This is a genomic window from Janthinobacterium aestuarii (assembly GCF_051380835.1).
In the GTDB taxonomy this organism is placed as follows: Bacteria; Pseudomonadota; Gammaproteobacteria; order Burkholderiales; family Burkholderiaceae_D; genus Janthinobacterium; species Janthinobacterium aestuarii.
This window is the reverse complement of sequence record NZ_JBNYXU010000001.1, coordinates 1,254,559-1,273,869: the sequence shown is the minus strand read 5'-3', so window position 1 is coordinate 1,273,869 and position 19,311 is coordinate 1,254,559. Positions and strand designations below refer to the sequence as shown.

Genomic DNA, 19,311 nt, shown 5'->3' with positions numbered 1-19,311 from the left:
AACCGACCCGCCCCTCCCCTCTTGTTGCCGTTGTTGCTGATTGTCCGGTGATTGTCGGATTACGCTGCGCTAATCCGACCTACGCGACCTACCGGCTGTTGCTGGTGTTTGTCGAATTACGCGCTTGCGCGCTAATCCGACCTACCCGACCTGCGCGGCGGTGGCGGATATGGCAGGTTGGATTAGCGGAACGCGCAATCCAACAATCAGGCCGTCGCCTTGGCCAATTCCTCGGCAAAGAAACGGTGGCCCATCTCTTCCAGGCCCAGCGTCTGCAGCACTTCCTGCAGGCGTTCCGTCGGGCGCTGGCGCGGCAGGTTCTTGTAGCTGGCGATGATCAGTTCATTCTTCATCGAATGCTCCCAGCCCACCAGTTCCGTCACGCTGACCTGGTAACCGTGTGCTTCCAGCTGCAGGCAGCGCAGCACGTTGGTGATCTGGCTGCCGAACTCGCGCGTGTGCAGCGGATGGCGCCACAGTTCCGTCAAGACGCTCTTGCCCAGGCTCTTGCCCTTGTTCTTCTTCAGCACGGACGCGACTTCCGCCTGGCAGCATGGCACCAGCACCATGAACTTCGCCTTTTTCTTCAAGGCGAAGTGAATCGCGTCATCGGTGGCCGTGTTGCACGCATGCAAGGCCGTAACGATGTCGATCTGCTGCGGCAGCAAGTTCGATTCCGTCGATTCGGCCACGGACAGCGGCAGGAACGACATGCCGGGGAACTTGAATTTCTTCGCCAGCTCCTGCGAGCGCTGCACCAGCTCTTCGCGCGTCTCGATCCCGTAGATGTGCGAACCGTCGTTGCCGCTCTTGAAGAACAGGTCGTACAGGATGAAGCCCAGGTACGATTTGCCGGCGCCGTGGTCGACCAGCGAGACGCCGGGGTGGTCGAGCTGCACTTCGCGCAGCAGCGGTTCGATGAACTGCGTCAGGTGGTACACCTGCTTGAGCTTGCGGCGGCTGTCCTGGTTCATCTTGCCGTCGCGCGTCAGGATGTGCAGTTCCTGCAGCAAGGCGACCGACTGGCCATCCTTGATCTCGGGCATGTTGCTGGCGGCCGTGATGACGTCTTTCGGCGCAGCGACTGCGGTGGCGGCGGCTGCCGCGCCCTTAGCGCGCTTCATCGATCCACGCCATCTGTATCGCTTCGAGCACTTTTTCGCCGCCGCGCGTGTGGTCATCGTCGAAACCGTCCAGTTCCACCACCCAGTTATGCAGGTCGGTGAAGCGCACGGTCAGGGGATCGATGTCCGGATGCGTGTCGAACAGCGCTTCGGCGATCGCGGTGATGTCGGACCATTTCATGTTAGTGGCTGCCTTCGCTGACCTGATTGATCGTGTATTTCGGGATTTCAACGACGAGGTCCGCCTCGGCCACGATGGACTGGCACGACAGGCGCGACACGGCTTCCAGGCCCCAGGCCTTGTCCAGCATGTCTTCTTCCAGTTCCGTCGCTTCGTTCAGCGATTCGATGCCTTCGCGGACCAGCACGTGGCAGGTGGTGCAGGCGCACGATTTTTCGCAGGCGTGTTCGATGTCGATGTCGTTTTCCAGCAGGATGTCGCAGATGGACTTGCCGGCAGGTGCTTCGATGACGGCGCCGTCCGGGCAAAGCTTGGCGTGCGGCAGGATAACGATTTGTGGCATGGTTTCTTCTTTCAGTCTGTCATTCGGAGCGCGGCCGCAGCTTCGGCGGCGCGCTGTTCAATTAGTCTTGTACGACCTGGTCCAGGGATTTACCCGTCAAGGCAGTGCGCACACTGCGGTCCATGCGGCGCGAGGCGAAATCCTCGGTGCCGTCGGCGAGCAGCTCGATCGCCAGCTTCAAGGCCTGGTGGTCGATGGCGCCGCTTTGCGACTGCACGATGGCGTCGCGTACCTTGTTCATCAAGCCATCCACGACAACGCGCTCGGCGTCGTCCAGCAAGCCGCCGTCTTCATCGAGCGCCGACTGCGTGGCCAGCAGGATGCGTTCCGCTTCCACCTGCTCTTCGCGCAGTGCGCGCGCCACCATGTCGACGTCGGCCGACGTGTAGGAATCCTGCAGCATGCGGGCGATGTCGTCGTCGCCCAGGCCATACGCGGGCTTGACGCTGATCGACGCTTCCACACCCGAGCGCAATTCGCGCGCCGAGACGGACAGCAAGCCGTCCGCATCGACCTGGTAGGTGATGCGGATGCGCGCGGCGCCCGCCACCATCGGCGGAATGCCGCGCAGCTCGAAGCGCGCCAAGGAACGGCAGTCGCTGACCAGTTCGCGCTCGCCCTGCAGCACGTGCACGGCCAGGGCCGTCTGGCCATCCTTGAATGTCGTGAATTCCTGCGCACGCGCGCACGGGATCGTCGAATTGCGCGGGATGATTTTCTCTACCAGGCCGCCCATGGTTTCGATACCCAGGGAGAGCGGAATCACGTCCAGCAGCAGCCAGTCGTCGCCGGCGGCGCGGTTGCCAGCCAACAAGTTCGCCTGGATGGCCGCGCCCAGCGCCACCACTTTATCGGGATCGATGTTCGCGTGCGGCGTCGTGTGGAAAAATTCGCTCACGGCGCGCTGCACGTGCGGCATGCGCGTGGCGCCGCCCACCATCACCACGCCGTCGACGTCGTCCGCATCCACGTTCGCGTCGCGCAAGGCCTTCTTGATGGCGTTCATGGTCTTGGCCACCAGGTGCTGCGTCATGGTCGCAAATTCAGCGGCCGTGATACGCAGGTGGATCTCTTCGCCCGAGTTCAGCTTGGCGTCGATCGTCGTTTCCGGCTTGGTCGACAGCAGTTCCTTGATCTCGCGCGCTTTCACCATCAGGATGGCCGTGTCTTCGTCCGACAGCGGCGCCAGCTTGGCGTGTTCGCTGATCCAGCAGAACAGGCGGCGGTCGAAATCGTCGCCGCCGAGGGCCGAATCGCCGCCCGTGGACAGCACTTCGAACACGCCCTTGCTCAGTTTCAGGATAGAGATGTCGAAGGTGCCGCCGCCGAGGTCATACACGGCGTATACGCCTTCGGAAGCGTTATCGAGGCCATACGCGATGGCGGCGGCCGTCGGCTCGCTCAACAGGCGCAGCACGTTGATACCGGCCAGCTGCGCCGCATCTTTCGTTGCCTGGCGCTGCGCGTCGTCGAAATAGGCGGGCACGGTGATCACGGCGCCGACCAGGTCGTCGCCCAGCGCATCTTCCGCGCGCTGGCGCAAGGTGGCGAGGATTTGCGCCGACACTTCGACGGGGCTTTTCACGCCGGCCACGGTTTTCAGCTGCACCATGCCAGGCGTATCCTGGAAATCGTAGGGCAGGTTTTCCGCGTAGGCGATGTCGGCCAGGCCCCGGCCCATGAAGCGTTTCACGGACACGATGGTGTTCTTCGGGTCGGTCGTTTGCGCGGACAGGGCCTTGTAGCCGATGTTCGCGTGGCCATTCGGCAGGTAGCGCACGACGGACGGCAGCAGGGAGTGCCCTTCCTCGTCGTTGAGCACCTCGGGAATGCTGTTGCGGACGGTGGCGACCAGGGAATTGGTGGTGCCCAGATCGATGCCGACGGCCAGGCGGTGCTGGTGCGGCGCGGTCGACATGCCTGGTTCGGAGATTTGCAGAAGTGCCATTGTATTCGTGCCTCGATTAATTTTTTGCGTGATGCGGTTGATGCCTGTCGCGCATTATAAGACGCGCGCCAGACTGGCGCTTGGCACGCCGGTCAAGCTATCCGGAGATCAGACTTCAATCGCCTCATAGGCAAAACGGACTTCCTCGCCGAATTTGTCGAGGAACATCAGGGCGCGCACGCTTTGCGCGGCATTCACATAGTCGGCGGCGTCCAGCTGGGCCGCCACCTGGGCCAGCAAGGCCTTGCGTTCGCCGCGCAGCTGGCGGTCCAGGGCGTCGAGCGCCTCGGCATCCTTGCCGGCACGCGCATCGCCCAGCTCTTCGCGCCACTCCATCTGCTGCATCAGGAAACTGACGGGCATGGCCGTGTTCGATTCCGTCTGCAGGTCGACGCCATTGAGTTCGCACAGGTATTGCGCGCGCTTTTGCGGGCTTTTCAGGGTTTGATAGGCTTCATTGGCGCGCGTGGCCCATTGCATCGCCACGCGCTTTTCAGCGCTGCTGGCGTTGATGAAGCGGTCCGGGTGGACCTTGCCCTGCACGTCGCGGTAGGCCGCGTCGAGCGCGCTCATGTCGAGCGAGAACTGCGCCGGCAACTGGAATAATTCGAAGTGGTTTTGCATAATGGTCAGTGGTCGCTGTACCGCAATCGATGGGTACAGCGCACCGACCGGGGTCTTGCCAGCTGTTTAAATCCTGAAGGACTCGCCGCAGCCGCAGGCGTCTTTTTCGTTCGGATTGTGGAACTTGAAGCCTTCGTTCAAGCCTTCGCGCGCGAAATCGAGTTCCGTGCCGTCGATGTAAGGCAAGCTTTTCGGGTCGACGAAGACTTTCACGCCGTGCGATTCGAAGACACTGTCTTCGGCCGCCGCTTCATCGACATATTCGAGCTTGTAGGCCAGGCCCGAGCAGCCCGTGGTACGCACGCCAAAGCGCAAACCCATGCCCTTGCCGCGCCGTTCGATATAACGGTTGATGTGCTTCGCCGCTTTTTCGGTCAGTGTGATCATGTATTTCTCCGCTCCTGTTCCCTCATGGGAACAGGTATCAAAATCCAACAAATTCTAGAGTGCCTGAAAAACGTTCAGGGCAAGGCGCATTGCCGCAGGCAGTACGACTAGTACGACAAGGCAATGCAACGCAGCCATGGGCGTTTTCTCAGGTGCTCTTACGCTGCCGGATGACGGGTCTGGTAGTCCAGTACTGCCGCCTTGATGGCGTCTTCCGCCAGGATCGAGCAGTGGATCTTCACTGGCGGCAGGGCCAGTTCTTCGGCGATCTGCGTGTTCTTGATGGCCAGCGCCTGGTCCAGGGTCTTGCCCTTGACCCATTCCGTTACCAGCGAGCTCGACGCGATGGCCGAACCGCAGCCGTAGGTCTTGAATTTCGCATCTTCGATCAGGCCATCGGCGCCGACCTTGATCTGCAATTTCATCACGTCGCCGCAGGCGGGCGCGCCTACCATGCCGGTGCCGATGGTTTCATCACCCTTGTCGAAAGCGCCCACGTTGCGCGGGTTTTCGTAGTGATCGAGTACTTTGTCCGAGTAAGCCATTTTGATGCTCCTTTAATATTCTTGCCGGCCCCATCAACAGGGGCCACGGTGTTGGTTAGTGGGCTGCCCATTGGATGGAATTGATGTCAATGCCATCTTTAAACATGTCCCACAGCGGCGACAGTTCGCGCAGCTTGTGTACTTTCGATTTCAGCAGGTTCACGGCGAAGTCGATGTCTTCCTCGGTCGAGAAGCGGCCGATGGTGAAGCGGATCGAGCTGTGCGCCAGTTCGTCGCTGCGGCCCAGGGCGCGCAGCACGTACGATGGTTCCAGGCTGGCCGAGGTGCAGGCCGAACCGGACGACACGGCGATATCCTTGATCGCCATGATCAGCGACTCGCCTTCGACGTAGTTGAAGCTCACGTTCAGGTTGTGCGGCACGCGGTGATCCATGTCGCCGTTGATGTAGACTTCTTCGATCTCTTGCAGGCCTTTGGCCAGGCGGTCGCGCAAGGCCTTGATGCGGCCGATTTCGCTGTCCATTTCTTCCTTGGCGATGCGGAACGCTTCGCCCATGCCGACGATCTGGTGCGTCGGCAGGGTGCCCGAGCGCAGGCCGCGCTCATGGCCGCCACCGTGCATCTGCGCTTCCAGGCGCACGCGCGGCTTGCGGCACACGTACAGGGCGCCCACGCCTTTCGGGCCGTAGGTTTTGTGTGCGGTGAAGGTCATCAGGTCGACCTTGGTCTTTTGCAGGTCGATGACGACCTTGCCTGTCGCTTGCGCGGCGTCGCAATGGAAGATGATGCCTTTCGAGCGGCAGAACACGCCGATCTCGTCGATCGGCTGGATCACGCCGATTTCGTTGTTTACCAGCATGACCGACACGAGGATGGTGTCCGGGCGCACGGCCGCGGCCAGCTGCTCGACAGTGATCAGGCCGTTGTCCTGCGGTTCCAGATACGTCGCTTCAAAGCCGATGCGTTCCAGTTCGCGCACCGTGTCGAGTACCGATTTGTGCTCGGTCTTGACGGTGATGATGTGCTTGCCCTTGGTCTTGTAGAACTGTGCCGCGCCCTTGATGGCCAGGTTGTTGCTTTCCGTCGCGCCGGAAGTCCAGATGATTTCGCGCGGATCGGCGTTCACCAGGGCCGCCACGTGGCCGCGTGCCTCTTCCACGGCTTTTTCCGCCGTCCAGCCATACATGTGGCTGCGCGATGCCGGATTGCCGAACTGCTCGCGCAGGTAGGGAATCATCTGGTCGGCGACACGGGGATCGATCGGCGTGGTGGCCGAGTAATCCATGTAGATCGGGAAATGCGGTGCGGTTTCAAAGTGCACTTGGCCTACGTTTTTTTCTGGGGCGTTCATCAATAACTCCTGCAATCAGCAACTTAGTATTTTGTAATATTCAACCGATGGCGGCGTGGTTACGATGCATCACCATCACGCTTTGTTCGGCAATCTTTTGTCTCTGCTGGTCGACCAGGTCCTGCAAGGACACAGAATCCAGATAATCGACCATTTTTTCGTTGAGTGTGGACCACAATTCATGTGTCATGCAGCGCGCACCCGTAGCCGCGTCGGCGCCGTGGCAATGTTCCTTGCCGCCGCACTGCGTGGCGTCCAGCGGTTCATCGACGGCGATGATGATGTCGGCCACCGTCACCTTGTCCGCACGGCGCGCCAGGCTGTAGCCGCCGCCGGGGCCACGGATCGATTCGACGATCTCATGGCGGCGCAGCTTGCCGAACAGCTGTTCCAGGTAGGACAGGGAAATCGACTGGCGCTGGCTGATGCCGGACAAGGTGACCGGACCTTTACCCTGGCGCAGGGCAAGATCGATCATCGCAGTCACGGCAAAACGGCCTTTTGTAGTCAGACGCATACATCCTCGGTTCAACTAGTTTAAAATATTGCGGCTTTTCAACTTCTCAAACCCTGAGTAGTTGAATGATTTAGTCAAGTATAACAAATTCGGCGGGGTTTGTCAGAGCGCCCGTCGATGACCACAGGGCTGGCAGGGGCATGGCCGGCCGCGCCAGGCGCGGCGGCATCAGGAAAACAACAGTACCGCTCAAGCGCGCAAGGCGCTTCTCACTTTCATCAACTCGAAACCGAGCAAGTTTAAGCCGTCCCAGGTGGCGGGGTCCAGGATGCGCGGATTGTCCGACGCCAGGCCCACGCCCCAGATGCGGTCGACGGGACTGGCTTCGACGATCACGCGCTCGCCCGTGCCCAGCAGAAACTTGCGCAGCGCGGCCTTTTGCGAGAACTTGGCAAAGCTGCCATCGAAGACGATACCGGCGCGCGCCGCTTCCCACACCTTGGCGTCAAAGTTCGCCACTTCGCGCCCCAGTTTTTTCACTTCCGACGGCCGCGCGGCCGCCACGATGCGCGCCTGCACGGCCGTGTCGCCAAACAGGGCCGCCTTTTGCGCCATCATGTAGTGCTCGGCCGTCGCATACGTCACGCCGGCCAGGCTGAACGGCGACGGGAACCACTGGCTGAAGCAGCTTTTGTCGGGCACCTGCGGCTGCGCCGGCGTGTGCCCCCAGAAATACAGATAGTCGGGCACGCCGCCCGCCGCGATCCACGCCTTCAATTCTTCCACGTTACTGATTTGCATATTCCCCGCACTTCCGCCAGATGGCGTCAATTCAATCTCAAGCACGCAATAGTTGCATCGGGCCAAACAAGGCCTGCATGTCGCGATTGCCGATAAAGGACAGATTATACGGATGTTCGGCCGTCACCTGCGGCAAGGATGCGGCCACCGGCAGGCGTTTGATGAGCTCGGCAATCTTGCCCCACAACAGCAGCTGCGGCAAGGCCGCCCCGCCCTGCCGCGCCAGCGCTTCGAGCACCACCTGCAGGAAAGGCAGCCAGCCGCGCGCATCCTGCACGGGCGGCACGTGGGCACGGAACACCAGCGCCGCGTTGAGCAGCAGGAAGCCCTGCTCCGTCATTTTGCGCTGCAGGTCGGGCAAGGTCTGGATCACGCCGCTGCCAGGTAACCGCGCGGCGGCCGCCACGGGCGCCATGGCGGTGCCCGACGTGTCGCCACCCTGCAGCTGGCCATCGGCCACCAGCAGCATCTTCATGAAGTTGCGCAGGGACGTGGCACGGTTGACGGGCTTCGACAGCCCCGTGGCCGACCACAGACTGCCGACGGCGCCATCCATGAAGCACACGCCCGTGGCGCTGTCGGCACGCGGATACGGCCCCTCGCCCACCAGCACGTAGCGCACCTGCGCCAGCGGCAGGGCAAAGGCGGCGAACAACCGGCCCTGCGTGGGCAGGTAATCGTCGATGGCCAGCGCCGGCAAGTAGGCTGGATCGGCCGCCATCACGGCGTGCAAGCCGCGCAACAGGATGGGACGCCAGGAAGCGTGCGCCAGGGACAGGGCATCGGTGATGCTGGCAGGAACGGTTGTTGCAGTCATGGCGCGTGAAATATTTGGGCAAACGCAAATTGTAGCGCACCGGTACGCCTGCATTGTTGAATGAGCACACCCCCACATTTCACAGCAATACCAATATTGCAACAACCGTATCAAATATTGCACGCCACCTGCGCCAATCGAGGCCGGCAATGCTAGACTGGTTTCCTTGGAACTTGAGCCACATCAAGAAATAGTGCTTACCGGATTCTTCAATCCACTAACGCTCATTGCGCCTGGGCAAGTTCTCAACACACTGCCCTGTCCATGCCCCGTCCCTACCTCACACGATTGCGCGCCGCGATACGCTTGCCCTGCCTGAGCTTTTTGCTTTGGCTATGCGGCAACGCACCCCTCCATGCGCAAGACCTGGCGGAGATCAGCGCACCGCGTTTTGCGCCAAGGCAAGTGCTGGTACTGTATTCGCTGGGCAGCGATGCCTCCTCGCAGTGGCAAACGCTGATCCACAAGGGCATGAGCGCCGAACTGGCCAACGAGAACTGGCGCCTCGCGCCCGGCATCTATGAGGAGCGGCTCGATTCCGTGCGCGTGGGCGAGCAGCCTGCCATAGCCGGGCTGGAAACCTATCTGCAAACCAAGTACAGAATGGTGCAGTTCGACGCCATCATCACGGAAAACTACCTGGCGGCCCAGTTCCTGAGCCAGCACCCAAAGCTGTTTCCCGGCGTGCCCCGCTACTATGTGAATCAGGGACGGCAGGACTGGGTACCTGCCGACGGCATCAATCTCGATGTGCGCCACGATTTCGGCAAGGCCGTCGCCGTCATGCTGCAAGTGACGCCAAGGCTGCGCCATATCGCCGTCGTCGGCGACGGCAGCGCACGCGGCCAGGCCTGGATCGCCGCCATCCGCGCTGCGATTGCGCCCTACCAGGAGCGACTCAAGGTCGAGTTCTGGGATCACCTGAGCCAGGAAGAGTTGTGGCGCCGCACCGGCACGCTGGGAGAAGGCAGCGCCATCTATTTGCTGCCCGTCTACCGCGACGAACTGGGGCAGCGCACCACGCCGCCCGTCATGGCGCGCGACCTGGCCGGGCGCAGCGCCGTGCCCATTTTCACCAGCGTGGAGTCGCTGATACTGCCAGGCGTGGTGGGCGGCTATGTCATCAGCGGAGAGAAAGTGGGACGCACCATTGCGCGCATCCTGCTCGGCAGAACGCCCGACCCGGATGGCATGCAGGCGTATATCTTCGACGATGCCGCGGTACAGCGTTTCGGCTTGCGCAACCTGCCCGGCGAGGCGCGCATCCTGAACCGGCCACAGGGAGTGTGGGCGCAATATCACTGGCAGATCATCGCCGGACTGTCGCTGATCGCGCTGCAAGCGGCGCTGATCACGGCCCTGCTGCTGGCCCAGCGCAGCCGCCGCGCCAGCGTGGCGGCCCTGCATGCGGAGCGCGACATGCTCGAGGAGCGGGTCTTGCAGCGCACGCTGGAACTGCTGGTGGCCAACTCCCGGCTGGAGCAGCAAGCCACGACCGACCCGCTGACGGGCCTGGGTAACCGCCGCATGATGACCCTGCGGCTGACCGAGGAGCTTGAGCGCGCCCAGCGCTTCGGCCACACGCTGTCGCTGCTGATGATCGATATCGACCACTTCAAGCGCATCAATGACGGCCATGGCCACGCCGCGGGCGACCGCGCCATCGCCGCCGTCGCGCAAGTGCTGCGCAGCGTCACGCGGGGCATGGATACGGCGGCGCGCTTCGGGGGCGAGGAATTCGTGCTGCTGATGCCGGAGACGCCGCTGCCAGTGGCGCTGGAAGTGGCCGAGCGCCTGCGCCTGGCGGCAGCCAGCTTGCGCGTGGAATGCGATGATGGCCAACTGGTCAGCCTGACCATCAGCATCGGCGTGACATCCAATACGCCGCAATCGACCGCACCAGCCAGACGGGAAGCGGACCACTTGACCGATCTGCTGATTCGCGCCGACCAGGCCCTGTACCGCGCCAAACATGGCGGACGGGACAGGGTTGAGTGGAGCTGAACCTGCTCCCCTTATTGACCGGATGCCCTATTCGGCGTCAGGCTGCTGCGACGGATGGGCGGCCGCAAACGCGGGCAAGCCGGCGCAATGCGCGTGGATGCGCGCCACGCGCGGGTACGGCGCCAGGTCGATGGCGAAACGCTGCGCATTGAATACCTGCGGCACCAGGCAGCAGTCTGCCATCGTCGGGCTGTCGCCATGGCAGAACAGGCCCGTGCCGGCCGGGTCGCCCTGCGCCAGCAGCGCTTCGACGGCCGCCAGCCCCTCGCCCATCCAGTGGCGGTACCACTCCTGCTTGGCCTCGTCCGACAGGCTCAGGGTATTTTTCAGATATTTCAGCACGCGCAGATTCGTCAGCGGATGGGCGTCGCAGGCGATGGCCAGCGCCAGCGCGCGCACCCTGGCGCGTCCCAGCGCGTCCGCCGGCAGCAGCGGCACGCCAAGGCGCGTCTCGTCGAGGTACTCAAGCATGGCCAGCGACTGCGTCAGGATGGCGCCATCGTCGTCGAGCGCCGGCACCAGGGCCGACGGGTTGACGGCGCGGTAGGCTGGCAGCAGCTGCTGTCCGCCGTCCTGCAGCAGATGCACGGGGATGCTGTCGTAAGCGATGCCTTTGAGATTCAAGGCAATGCGCACGCGGTAGGCGGCCGAACTGCGGAAATAGGTGTACAGCTTCACGGGTGCCCTCCTCAGGCGCGCGTGGCGCCGTTGCCCTTGCCTACGTACAGGGCCACGGTCTGCTCGATGCTGCCGAAGATGCTGGCGCCGGCCGCGTCGCGCATCTCGATGCGCACCGTGTCGCCGAACTTCAGGTAGGCCGTTTTTGGCGCGCCATGTTCGATGGTTTCATACATGCGCACCTCGGCCAGGCAGCAATAGCCCACGCCGCCGTTCTCGATACTCGATCCGAACAGGTTGCCCTGCTTGTTCGACACCGTGCCGGAACCGACGATGCTGCCGGCGCCCAGTTCGCGCGTCTTCGCCGCATGGGCGACCAGCTGGGCAAAATTGAAGGTCATGTCTTCGCCCGCATTCGGCTTGCCGAACGGTTTGTCGTTCAAGTCCACCAGCAGCGGCAAATGCAGCTTGCTGTCCGCCCAGCAAGCACCCAGTTCGTCCGGCGTGACGGCGACGGGCGAAAACGCGCTGGCGGCCTTCGACTGGAAGAAGCCGAAACCCTTGGCCAGTTCGCCCGGGATCAGGTTGCGCAAGGAGACGTCGTTGACCAGCATGACCAGGCGGATCGCTTTCGCCGCGTCGTCCACGCTGGCGCCCATGGCGACGTCACCCGTAATCACCGCCACTTCCGCTTCCAGGTCGATGCCCCACTCTTCGGACAGGGCGAAGATCGGGTCGCGCGGGCCGATGAAACTGTCGGAGCCGCCCTGGTAGATCAACGGGTCCGTGTAGAACGAGGCCGGCACTTCCGCGTTGCGCGCCTTGCGCACCAGTTCCACGTGGTTGATGTAGGCGGAACCGTCGGCCCACTGGTAGGCGCGCGGCAGCGGCGAGTGGCACAGCTTTGCATCAAACGGCTGCGCGTCCGGCGCCTTGCCCGCGTTCAGGTCGGCGTAGGCCTGTTCCAGCTTTGGCGCGACGGCGTCCCAGTTGTCGAGCGCGGCCTGCAAGGTGGGCGCAATGGCGGCCACGCGCTGGTACTGGCGCAGGTCGCGGCTGACGAGGATCAGGGCGCCGTCGCGGCTGCCGTTTTTCAGGGTTGCGAGTTTCATGGTGTTCCTTGTTCGGTGTTTCGGTGTAATTAGTCAGAGAGTGTCGGTCCGGTGCGCTCAGGCGTCGGCTGGCGCGTGCATCCAGGCGGCGTGCTTGGGCGCGCGGCGCGTCTGCGACCATTCTTCCAGCATTTCCCATTTGACGGCGTCCAGTTTGGCCATCATCTCCGGCGTGCCCACGTTGGCCGCCAGCTCCAGGCGGTGGCCGTTCGGGTCGAAGAAATAGATCGACTGGAAGATCGCGTGATTCACTGGACCGAGCACCTCGATGCCGCCGGCGACCAGGCGCTCCTTGGCGGCCAGCAGCTCTTCCATGCTGCCCACTTCCAGCGCCAGATGCTGCACCCAGGCCGGGGTATTGCGGTCGCGGTCCATCGGCGGCTGCGTCGGCAGCTCGAAAAAGGCCAGCACATTGCCATGGCCCGCGTCGAGGAAGACGTGCATGTACGGGTCCGGCGCCTTGGTCGACGGCACCAGATCTTCGGCGATGGCGAGGACGAAATTCATGTTCAAATGCTTGACGTACCACTCGACGGTTTTCTTCGCGTCGATGCAGCGGTAGGCGACGTGGTGGATTTGCTTGATCTTCATGTGCTTGTCTCCAATGGATGGCGCCGTGGGCGCGTTGGCTGGCCTGTTTTTCAGCTTTTCACCATTAGAATCGAGTTACAGCTATCATACAAACAATTTTTAACCATTGATTTATCGGATTACCTTATGAGTCCCAGCCTGCGGCAAATGCGCGCCTTCGTGGCGCTGGCCAAGACCGGCAGTTTTACCCTGGCCGCCGAATACCTGCATGTGACGCAATCGGCCTTGAGCGGCTTGATCAAGGAACTGGAAAGCGTGCTGGGCGTGCGCGTGGTCGAGCGCAGCACGCGCAAGACGCAGTTGTCGGAAATCGGCCGCGAACTGTATCCGCTGTTTGAAAAGATGATCGAGGACCTCGACGGCGCCATGGCCGGCATCGCCCAGCGCAAGGCCCTGAAAACGGGCATGGTGCGCATCGCCGCGCCGCAGATGATGGCCTGCACCCTGCTGCCGGAAGTGATCGCCGCCTACCGCCAGGCGCACCCGGACGTGCAGCTGCGCCTCGTCGACTGCCCTGTGGAGAATGTTTCGGCGCGCGTGTTCAGCGGCGAAGTCGATTTCGGCATCGGCCCCGAGCGCGATCCGACGGCGGAAATCGCCGCGCAGGCGCTGTTCGAGATGCCTTTCGTGCTGGTCTTCCCCGAGCAGCACCCTCTGCAGCAAAAGGAAAGGGTCACCTGGGCCGACGTAGGCGACTACCCGTTCATTTCGCTGCAGGGCCAGTTCACGGAACGCCTGCTGCGCGACATGCACGGCGCGTTTCGCGAGTTGTCGCTCAACCCGTATAACGAAGTGACCTTCATGACGACGGCGCTGGCCATGGTCAGCGCCAACCTGGGCATCACGGTCTGCCTGCCGTACGCGGAACCGATGGTGAAACTATATAAATTGCACATGCGTGCCCTGCACGAGCCGGAATTGACGCGGCGCTTTTTCGTCTACACGAAGACGGGCCGTTCCCTGTCGCCGGCGGCCGAAAGCTTCATGGCCTTCCTGTTCCGCTTTGTCGAGACGCACGAGTGGAACGTGGGAGCGGCCAGCGGCGCGGCACGCCATGCCCTGCCGGCAGGCGGCCCGGCTGGCGCCGCTTTATAATGGCGCATCGCCCCTTGCCGCCTACGCCATGACCCAGCCTGCCCAGAACGACCTGTCCGCCATCGACGCCGCCACCATCGCCATCAACCAGCGCATGAACAAATTCGACGGTCATGCACAGGTCTGGCTGTTCGGCTATGGCTCGCTGATCTACAAGGCCGACTTCCCCTACATCGAACGCCGCCCCGCCAGCATCGCCGGCTGGACGCGGCGTTTCTGGCAAGGTTCGCACGACCACCGGGGCACGCCGATGGCGCCGGGCAGGGTCGCCACCATCGTGCCGCAGGCGGGCGCCGTGTGCGACGGCATGGCTTACCTGATCACGCCCGAAGTCTTCGCCCACCTCGACCACCGCGAAAAGAACGGCTACCTGCGCCTGGCCACCGACATCACCTTCGAGGATGGCGGCAAGGTCGAAGGCCTGGTGTACATCGCCAACGAGGAAAACGCCGCCTTCCTCGGTGCCGCCCCGGAACTGGACATCGCGCGCCAGATCGCCCGATCAAACGGCCCCAGCGGCCCGAACAGCGAATACCTGCTGCACTTGGCCAGCGCCTTGCGCGAGCTGGGCAAGAGCGATCCGCATGTCTTTGCCATCGAGCAACATCTGGCGCAGATGCAGGCACCTGCACAGGATAACGCTGCAGGATAATGCTACACGCTAGCGCTACACGATAGCGCCGCAGCGCCTCCGCCCCAGCAGCGGTAACGACGACTTAACTTGGCTTAACTTCTTAAAACAAATCCAGCTGTCCCGCATTGCCCCCTTTTGCCTTGTTTCCCAACGGCGGCACCACCAGCGGCCGGCGGAACTGCGTGCAATCGAGCTGCTTGAAGCGGCCACCCTTGCCATGCAGCCCCAGCCGGTGCACGGCCTTTTCAAAGCGCTGGCGGATGAGGTCGGCCCACACGCCTTCGCCCCGCATGCGCGCGCCGAACGCGCTATCGTAATCCTTGCCGCCCCGCATTTCACGTACCCGGTTCATCACGCGCTGGGCCCGTTCCGGGAAGTGTGCTTCCAGCCATTGCTGAAACAGCGGGCTCACTTCCCACGGCAGACGCAGCACCACGTAATGGGCATGGATGGCGCCCGCGTCGCGCACGGCTTCGAGCAGCTGTTCGATTTCCGGCTCCGTCACGAACGGGATGATGGGCGCGATGCTCACGCCCACGGGGATACCCGCCTCCGTCAGGGTGCGGATGGTGCGCAGCCGCCGCGCCGGGGCAGCCGCGCGCGGTTCCAGGGTGCGCGCGATGGCCGGATCGAGCGTGGTGACAGTAACGGCCACGGCCGCCAGATGCTTGGCCGCCATGGGTGCAAGAATGTCGATATCGCGCTCGATCAGCGACGATTTCGTGATCAGCGCCACGGGATGGTCGCACTCCTGCAGCACTTCCAGCACGCGCCGTGTCAGCTGCCGTTCGCGTTCGCACGGCTGATACGCATCGGTATTGACGCCGAGGGCGATCGGTTCAGGCACGTACGACGACCTGGCTAGCTCGCGCCGCAAGAGTTCGGGGGCGTTCACCTTGGCGTAGATGCGGCTTTCGAAGTCCAGGCCCGGCGACAGGCCCAGATAGCTGTGCGTGGGGCGAGCAAAGCAATAAATGCAGCCGTGTTCACAGCCCCGGTACGGGTTCAGCGAGACATTGAACGGCAAATCGGGCGAAGCGTTGCGCGTGAGGATGGTGCGCGCCTGCTCGTCGCTGACCTGCGTCTTCCAGCCCGGCGCCGCCTCTTCTCCGGCCGCCTCATCCAGGCCGCCCACGCTCCAGCCATCATCGAAACCGGCGCGCGCGTGCACTTCATAGCGCCCTTGCAGGTTCGAGACGGCCCCGCGCCCCTTGTGAGCTTTCAGCGATTGCGGCGGCAACATGGCTTGCCCGGCGAAGCTGTCATCGTGCTCTGAAATGATTGCTTTCATGAACGGCCCCATTAACTGTATATACGTACAGTATACTATGCCGCTGTCCGGCCAATATCAAGGGCTGCCATGGTGCTATTTCAAGCTTTTTCACCCTGCGGCATGACATAACTCAACTGCTGCGCGACAAAACCGTCAAATGCCGTGATCAGGGGAACGAAGCGGGCCGCATCCTGCTCCAACTGCATCAAGGCATAGCACGTTGCTTCCAGAGTCGATAACTGATCTGGCGCGTGCGCCTTGCGGATCAGGTAATGGGAGGCGGGCGTATCGCGCAGGGGCAGGCGCGGCAGCTGTTGCAAGGGGAGATTCTGATACAGCATCTTGCGGCTCTTGCGCCAGGTGGCGTCCAGCACCACCAGCCGCAAGCGGGTAGGATCGAGCAAGGTGGCGGGGTCGAGCGCTGGCGGCGGCGCGATGCCCAGCGAACGGTCGCCTGGCGTATCCGGGTACAGCAGCACATTGTGCTTGCCGGCCAGCAGCCCGGCGAGAACATCGGGGGCAAACTGCTCGCCCGGCAGCAGGCGGCTGTTGGGCAGGCTCAGGTGCAGCAAGCGGGCGCTGCCCTTGGCATTGTGGACTTCCAGCGGATGCTGGAGGATCAGCACTTCCACCGCGTGGGAAACGGGGGCGATCCAGCGGCAGATGCAGCTGGACACGGCGCGCAGGCAGGCCGGGCAGCGCGCCCGTTTGGCGGGTTCAGCCAGGGAGGACGATGCAGCGGTAGAGCTGGAGGTATGGCTCGAGGAATTACTGAACGGATGGCTGGGGATACGGCGGGTGGTCATGGCGGAGCGCATTCGCGGCTGTCTTCAAGCCGCGATTGTAGCGCCCACGCCATGCCAAGGGGAGTTTGCGCTTAAAACTCTTCCCACTCGTCGGCACCAGACGCCACCGGTGCCTTCGGCGTGCGTGCGCGCACAGCGTCCGCTTGCCCTCCCTTGCCCGGCGCGGGCGCGGTCACGGCTGGCGCCGGCGCGCGGTGCCTTGCGGGCTGGATGGTGGGCCTGGTGGCAGGTCGCGTCGCAGGTCGCATGGCAGCTGGCGCAGACGCCGTCACGGACGGGCTGGCACTGGCCGAAACATAGTGTTGCGTTGCATCGAGCTTGAACACGCCCACCACCTCGGCCAGCTTGGCCGCTTGCTCCTGCATGGATTCGGCCGCCGCCGCCGCTTCCTCCACCAGCGCCGCGTTTTGCTGCGTCACCTGGTCCATCTGGCCGATGGCACGATTGACTTGCTCGATGCCGGTGCGCTGTTCATCGCTGGCGTCGGTGATCTGGTTCATGATCTGCGTCACATGGCTGATGCTTTGCACGATTTCGTCCATGGTGCGGCCCGCCTTGTCCACCAGTTGCGAACCGGCCTCGACCTTTTGCACGGAATCGTCGATCAAGCCCTTGATTTCCTTGGCCGCAGCGCTCGAGCGCTGCGCCAGGTTGCGCACTTCGGAGGCCACGACGGCAAAGCCGCGGCCCTGTTCGCCAGCCCTGGCCGCTTCCACGGCCGCGTTCAAGGCCAGGATATTCGTCTGGAAAGCGATGGCGTCGATGACGCTGATGATATCGACGATCTTGCGCGAGGAATCGTTGATCGAGCCCATGGTGCTGACCACTTCCGACACCACCACCCCGCCCTTGCTGGCGATCTGCGAAGCGTCGATGGCCAGCTGGTTGGCGCTGCGCGCATTGTCCGCGTTGAGTTTCACGGTGGATGTCAGTTCTTCCATGGACGACGCCGTTTCTTCCAGCGAACTGGCCTGCTCTTCCGTGCGCGACGACAAGTCCAGGTTGCCGGCGGCAATTTCGCTCGACGCCGTGCTGATCGATTCGGTGCCGACGCGCACCTGGCCCACGATACTGACCAGTTTATCGTTCATATTTTTCAGCGCATGCATCAATTGCCCCGTTTCATCGCGGCTTTCCACGACGATATGGCTAGTCAGGTCGCCAGCGGAAACGGCTTCCGCCACCTCGACTGCACGCGTGATGGGACGCGTGATCGAGCGTGTAATCCAGTAGGCGCAGGCGATGCCCAGCAAGATGGCGACCACGCCCAGCGAGATCAGCAGCAGACGGCCACTTTCATAGCGTGAACGGATTTGCGCGGCCGATTCATCGAGCAATTTGGCTTCCAGCACTTCCAGTTTCTTCAGTGCCGCCAGGTAGATGTCACGCTTGACGGCCATGTCGCCTTCGTACAGGCGCTTGCCCAGCTCCAGGTCGCCCGCATTCTTGGCCTTGAACACATTCTTGCGCACTTCCGTGTAAGCCTTGCGCGTGCTCAGCACGTCCTGGTATAGCGCTTGCTCTTCGGCGCTCAGCTGGCTCTTGCCGATATCGCTCTGGATTTCTGTGGCGCGTGCCGACGAAACCGCCATTTCCCTTTCAAATTGCTTCTGGTGTTCGGGATCGCTGACCTTCCAGGCGGCCGCCGTGCGCGCCGCGTTCACCTCGATGACTTTGGTCCACTCACCGATCAAGCGCTCGTTGCGCACCTTGACGTTGACGAGCGCATCGGTTTCCTTGCTGGCGCTTTGCATCTGCACGATGCCTACCACGGTCAGGCTGGTCAACAGGAGCAGGACGGCGGCAAAACCTCCACCGAGTCGTACGCCGATTTTGAGGTTTTTCATTGGGTGATTCCTATCTGAAAAAACAATGCACAGACGCCACGAAACCGACTGACTGCTACGTATGAATATAGCAGTCATCCGCCGTGCGGCAATCACGAGCGGTGGCGCGACGGACACTTCGCCACCGGAATGGCAGCGCGCCGCAGCGCACTACTTTGAAGCAGATTGTGAGTGAATCAGAATGGTATTGCAAGAAATAACATGCAGAAAAGCAACAACCAGAAGGTGGTATGCCGCCACGAACGGGCGGCAGGCAAGCAAGATCAGTTTTGCTTCACGTAGATCAATTTTGACGTATCGAAACCCAGGCTACCGGCTTTCTCGATCAGGCGCTGCTGCAAAGCAGGGTCCATGGTTGGCGTGCGCGACAGCAACCAGAAGTAGGATTTGTCGGGGCCGCTGATCATGGAATAGCTGTAATTTTGCTGGTCGAGGTCGAAGACGATGTAGGAACCATAGAAGGGGCCGAAAAACGACACTTTCAGGTAGCCCACGTCTTTCTTGTCGACGAAATACGCCTTGCCTTCCGCGTCCTTCCAGACAGCGTCCGCATCCTTGTAGCCGCGGTTGAGCACTTTCAGGCCACCATCCTGGCGCAGACTGTAGTCGACCGTCACATGGCTCAGGCCCCGTTCGAACGAGTGGTCCAGACGCGCGATTTCATACCACTTTCCCAGATAGCGGGTCGTGTCGAAGTTGCTAACTGGCACAATATTCTCGGGCCGGCCCACGCACCCGGCCAGCACAAGCACACACAGGAACAGCAGTTTTTTCATGATTTTCTCCATCAGC

At 62.4% G+C, this 19,311-nt stretch carries 21 protein-coding genes; 3 read left to right on the top strand and 18 right to left on the bottom strand.

The genetic code is table 11. The annotated features are described in order from the left end of the window. Positions 1-206: 206 nt before the first annotated feature. From ACQ4WO_RS05720 to ACQ4WO_RS05670, 11 genes are all read right to left on the bottom strand, one after another. Positions 207-1,124 (bottom strand): class I SAM-dependent methyltransferase, encoded by a 918-nt coding sequence (locus ACQ4WO_RS05720; RefSeq protein ID WP_436480557.1) that lies wholly within the window; start codon positions 1,122-1,124, stop codon positions 207-209. Then, positions 1,111-1,305: a Fe-S cluster assembly protein IscX gene (gene iscX / locus ACQ4WO_RS05715; protein WP_034750067.1), complete on the bottom strand. Its 195-nt coding sequence runs from the start codon at positions 1,303-1,305 to the stop codon at positions 1,111-1,113. Before iscX ends, ACQ4WO_RS05720 begins: the two co-directional genes overlap by 14 nt. 1 nt (position 1,306) lies before the next feature. Continuing rightward, the gene (fdx, locus tag ACQ4WO_RS05710; RefSeq protein WP_034750070.1) at positions 1,307-1,648 is read right to left on the bottom strand and encodes an ISC system 2Fe-2S type ferredoxin; all 342 of its coding nucleotides are present in this window, start codon (positions 1,646-1,648) and stop codon (positions 1,307-1,309) included. 61 nt (positions 1,649-1,709) lie between these two features. Further along, entirely contained in the window at positions 1,710-3,596 is a 1,887-nt protein-coding gene (gene hscA, locus ACQ4WO_RS05705; protein ID WP_436480556.1) for a Fe-S protein assembly chaperone HscA, read from the bottom strand. A gap of 108 nt (positions 3,597-3,704) precedes the next feature. After that, on the bottom strand, positions 3,705-4,220 hold the full coding sequence (gene hscB / locus ACQ4WO_RS05700; RefSeq protein WP_436480555.1) for a Fe-S protein assembly co-chaperone HscB: 516 nt from the start codon (positions 4,218-4,220) through the stop codon (positions 3,705-3,707). Between the two features lie 66 nt (positions 4,221-4,286). Further along, positions 4,287-4,607, bottom strand: coding sequence for an iron-sulfur cluster assembly protein IscA (gene iscA / locus ACQ4WO_RS05695; RefSeq protein ID WP_034750079.1), 321 nt, complete (start codon positions 4,605-4,607; stop codon positions 4,287-4,289). Between the two features lie 158 nt (positions 4,608-4,765). Then, on the bottom strand, positions 4,766-5,152 hold the full coding sequence (iscU, locus tag ACQ4WO_RS05690) for a Fe-S cluster assembly scaffold IscU (RefSeq protein ID WP_034750082.1): 387 nt from the start codon (positions 5,150-5,152) through the stop codon (positions 4,766-4,768). A 55-nt stretch (positions 5,153-5,207) separates the two neighbouring features. Further along, on the bottom strand, positions 5,208-6,464 hold the full coding sequence (locus ACQ4WO_RS05685) for an IscS subfamily cysteine desulfurase (protein WP_070302224.1): 1,257 nt from the start codon (positions 6,462-6,464) through the stop codon (positions 5,208-5,210). Positions 6,465-6,504: 40 nt separating this feature from the next. After that, on the bottom strand, positions 6,505-6,981 hold the full coding sequence (gene iscR, locus ACQ4WO_RS05680; RefSeq protein WP_034750086.1) for a Fe-S cluster assembly transcriptional regulator IscR: 477 nt from the start codon (positions 6,979-6,981) through the stop codon (positions 6,505-6,507). A gap of 189 nt (positions 6,982-7,170) precedes the next feature. Beyond that, entirely contained in the window at positions 7,171-7,722 is a 552-nt protein-coding gene (gene ybiA, locus ACQ4WO_RS05675; RefSeq protein WP_436480554.1) for a riboflavin biosynthesis intermediates N-glycosidase, read from the bottom strand. Between the two features lie 37 nt (positions 7,723-7,759). Further along, a complete protein-coding gene (locus tag ACQ4WO_RS05670; protein ID WP_436480553.1) occupies positions 7,760-8,539 on the bottom strand; it encodes a uracil-DNA glycosylase family protein in 780 nt (259 codons plus the stop codon). Between the two features lie 264 nt (positions 8,540-8,803). On the opposite strand from ACQ4WO_RS05670, the gene ACQ4WO_RS05665 reads away from it, so the two are divergent. Beyond that, entirely contained in the window at positions 8,804-10,543 is a 1,740-nt protein-coding gene (locus ACQ4WO_RS05665) for a diguanylate cyclase (RefSeq protein WP_436480552.1), read from the top strand. Positions 10,544-10,570: 27 nt separating this feature from the next. On the opposite strand, the gene maiA is transcribed toward ACQ4WO_RS05665, so the two are convergent. The 3 genes from maiA to ACQ4WO_RS05650 are packed head-to-tail and all read right to left on the bottom strand — an operon-like array spanning position 10,571 to position 12,864. Further along, entirely contained in the window at positions 10,571-11,221 is a 651-nt protein-coding gene (gene maiA / locus ACQ4WO_RS05660; protein ID WP_436480551.1) for a maleylacetoacetate isomerase, read from the bottom strand. Positions 11,222-11,232: 11 nt separating this feature from the next. Beyond that, on the bottom strand, positions 11,233-12,273 hold the full coding sequence (locus ACQ4WO_RS05655) for a fumarylacetoacetate hydrolase family protein (protein ID WP_436480550.1): 1,041 nt from the start codon (positions 12,271-12,273) through the stop codon (positions 11,233-11,235). 57 nt (positions 12,274-12,330) lie between these two features. Beyond that, complete coding sequence (locus ACQ4WO_RS05650; RefSeq protein ID WP_034750100.1) at positions 12,331-12,864, bottom strand: VOC family protein; 534 nt, start codon at positions 12,862-12,864, stop codon at positions 12,331-12,333. 126 nt (positions 12,865-12,990) lie between these two features. On the opposite strand from ACQ4WO_RS05650, the gene ACQ4WO_RS05645 reads away from it, so the two are divergent. Next, on the top strand, positions 12,991-13,959 hold the full coding sequence (locus tag ACQ4WO_RS05645; protein WP_436480549.1) for a LysR family transcriptional regulator: 969 nt from the start codon (positions 12,991-12,993) through the stop codon (positions 13,957-13,959). A 61-nt stretch (positions 13,960-14,020) separates the two neighbouring features. After that, on the top strand, positions 14,021-14,611 hold the full coding sequence (locus tag ACQ4WO_RS05640) for a gamma-glutamylcyclotransferase (RefSeq protein WP_128143301.1): 591 nt from the start codon (positions 14,021-14,023) through the stop codon (positions 14,609-14,611). 82 nt (positions 14,612-14,693) lie between these two features. On the opposite strand, the gene ACQ4WO_RS05635 is transcribed toward ACQ4WO_RS05640, so the two are convergent. From ACQ4WO_RS05635 to ACQ4WO_RS05620, 4 genes are all read right to left on the bottom strand, one after another. Then, positions 14,694-15,884 (bottom strand): PA0069 family radical SAM protein, encoded by a 1,191-nt coding sequence (locus tag ACQ4WO_RS05635; RefSeq protein ID WP_436480548.1) that lies wholly within the window; start codon positions 15,882-15,884, stop codon positions 14,694-14,696. An 80-nt stretch (positions 15,885-15,964) separates the two neighbouring features. Next, the gene (locus ACQ4WO_RS05630) at positions 15,965-16,672 is read right to left on the bottom strand and encodes a tRNA-uridine aminocarboxypropyltransferase (RefSeq protein WP_436480547.1); all 708 of its coding nucleotides are present in this window, start codon (positions 16,670-16,672) and stop codon (positions 15,965-15,967) included. A 71-nt stretch (positions 16,673-16,743) separates the two neighbouring features. After that, a complete protein-coding gene (locus ACQ4WO_RS05625; protein WP_436480546.1) occupies positions 16,744-18,519 on the bottom strand; it encodes a methyl-accepting chemotaxis protein in 1,776 nt (591 codons plus the stop codon). A gap of 263 nt (positions 18,520-18,782) precedes the next feature. After that, a complete protein-coding gene (locus ACQ4WO_RS05620) occupies positions 18,783-19,295 on the bottom strand; it encodes a lipocalin family protein (RefSeq protein WP_436480545.1) in 513 nt (170 codons plus the stop codon). Positions 19,296-19,311: the final 16 nt, after the last annotated feature.

What these genes read in the sequence shown, in the direction of transcription:
- ACQ4WO_RS05720 (WP_436480557.1), bottom strand. Translation starts at nt 1,124, where the DNA reads ATGAAGCGCGCTAAGGGCGCGGCAGCCGCCGCCACCGCAGTCGCTGCG.
- iscX (WP_034750067.1), bottom strand. Translation starts at nt 1,305, where the DNA reads ATGAAATGGTCCGACATCACCGCGATCGCCGAAGCGCTGTTCGACACG.
- fdx (WP_034750070.1), bottom strand. Translation starts at nt 1,648, where the DNA reads ATGCCACAAATCGTTATCCTGCCGCACGCCAAGCTTTGCCCGGACGGC.
- hscA (WP_436480556.1), bottom strand. Translation starts at nt 3,596, where the DNA reads ATGGCACTTCTGCAAATCTCCGAACCAGGCATGTCGACCGCGCCGCAC.
- hscB (WP_436480555.1), bottom strand. Translation starts at nt 4,220, where the DNA reads ATGCAAAACCACTTCGAATTATTCCAGTTGCCGGCGCAGTTCTCGCTC.
- iscA (WP_034750079.1), bottom strand. Translation starts at nt 4,607, where the DNA reads ATGATCACACTGACCGAAAAAGCGGCGAAGCACATCAACCGTTATATC.
- iscU (WP_034750082.1), bottom strand. Translation starts at nt 5,152, where the DNA reads ATGGCTTACTCGGACAAAGTACTCGATCACTACGAAAACCCGCGCAAC.
- ACQ4WO_RS05685 (WP_070302224.1), bottom strand. Translation starts at nt 6,464, where the DNA reads ATGAACGCCCCAGAAAAAAACGTAGGCCAAGTGCACTTTGAAACCGCA.
- iscR (WP_034750086.1), bottom strand. Translation starts at nt 6,981, where the DNA reads ATGCGTCTGACTACAAAAGGCCGTTTTGCCGTGACTGCGATGATCGAT.
- ybiA (WP_436480554.1), bottom strand. Translation starts at nt 7,722, where the DNA reads ATGCAAATCAGTAACGTGGAAGAATTGAAGGCGTGGATCGCGGCGGGC.
- ACQ4WO_RS05670 (WP_436480553.1), bottom strand. Translation starts at nt 8,539, where the DNA reads ATGACTGCAACAACCGTTCCTGCCAGCATCACCGATGCCCTGTCCCTG.
- ACQ4WO_RS05665 (WP_436480552.1), top strand. Translation starts at nt 8,804, where the DNA reads ATGCCCCGTCCCTACCTCACACGATTGCGCGCCGCGATACGCTTGCCC.
- ACQ4WO_RS05655 (WP_436480550.1), bottom strand. Translation starts at nt 12,273, where the DNA reads ATGAAACTCGCAACCCTGAAAAACGGCAGCCGCGACGGCGCCCTGATC.
- ACQ4WO_RS05650 (WP_034750100.1), bottom strand. Translation starts at nt 12,864, where the DNA reads ATGAAGATCAAGCAAATCCACCACGTCGCCTACCGCTGCATCGACGCG.
- ACQ4WO_RS05645 (WP_436480549.1), top strand. Translation starts at nt 12,991, where the DNA reads ATGAGTCCCAGCCTGCGGCAAATGCGCGCCTTCGTGGCGCTGGCCAAG.
- ACQ4WO_RS05635 (WP_436480548.1), bottom strand. Translation starts at nt 15,884, where the DNA reads ATGAAAGCAATCATTTCAGAGCACGATGACAGCTTCGCCGGGCAAGCC.
- ACQ4WO_RS05630 (WP_436480547.1), bottom strand. Translation starts at nt 16,672, where the DNA reads ATGACCACCCGCCGTATCCCCAGCCATCCGTTCAGTAATTCCTCGAGC.
- ACQ4WO_RS05625 (WP_436480546.1), bottom strand. Translation starts at nt 18,519, where the DNA reads ATGAAAAACCTCAAAATCGGCGTACGACTCGGTGGAGGTTTTGCCGCC.
- ACQ4WO_RS05620 (WP_436480545.1), bottom strand. Translation starts at nt 19,295, where the DNA reads ATGAAAAAACTGCTGTTCCTGTGTGTGCTTGTGCTGGCCGGGTGCGTG.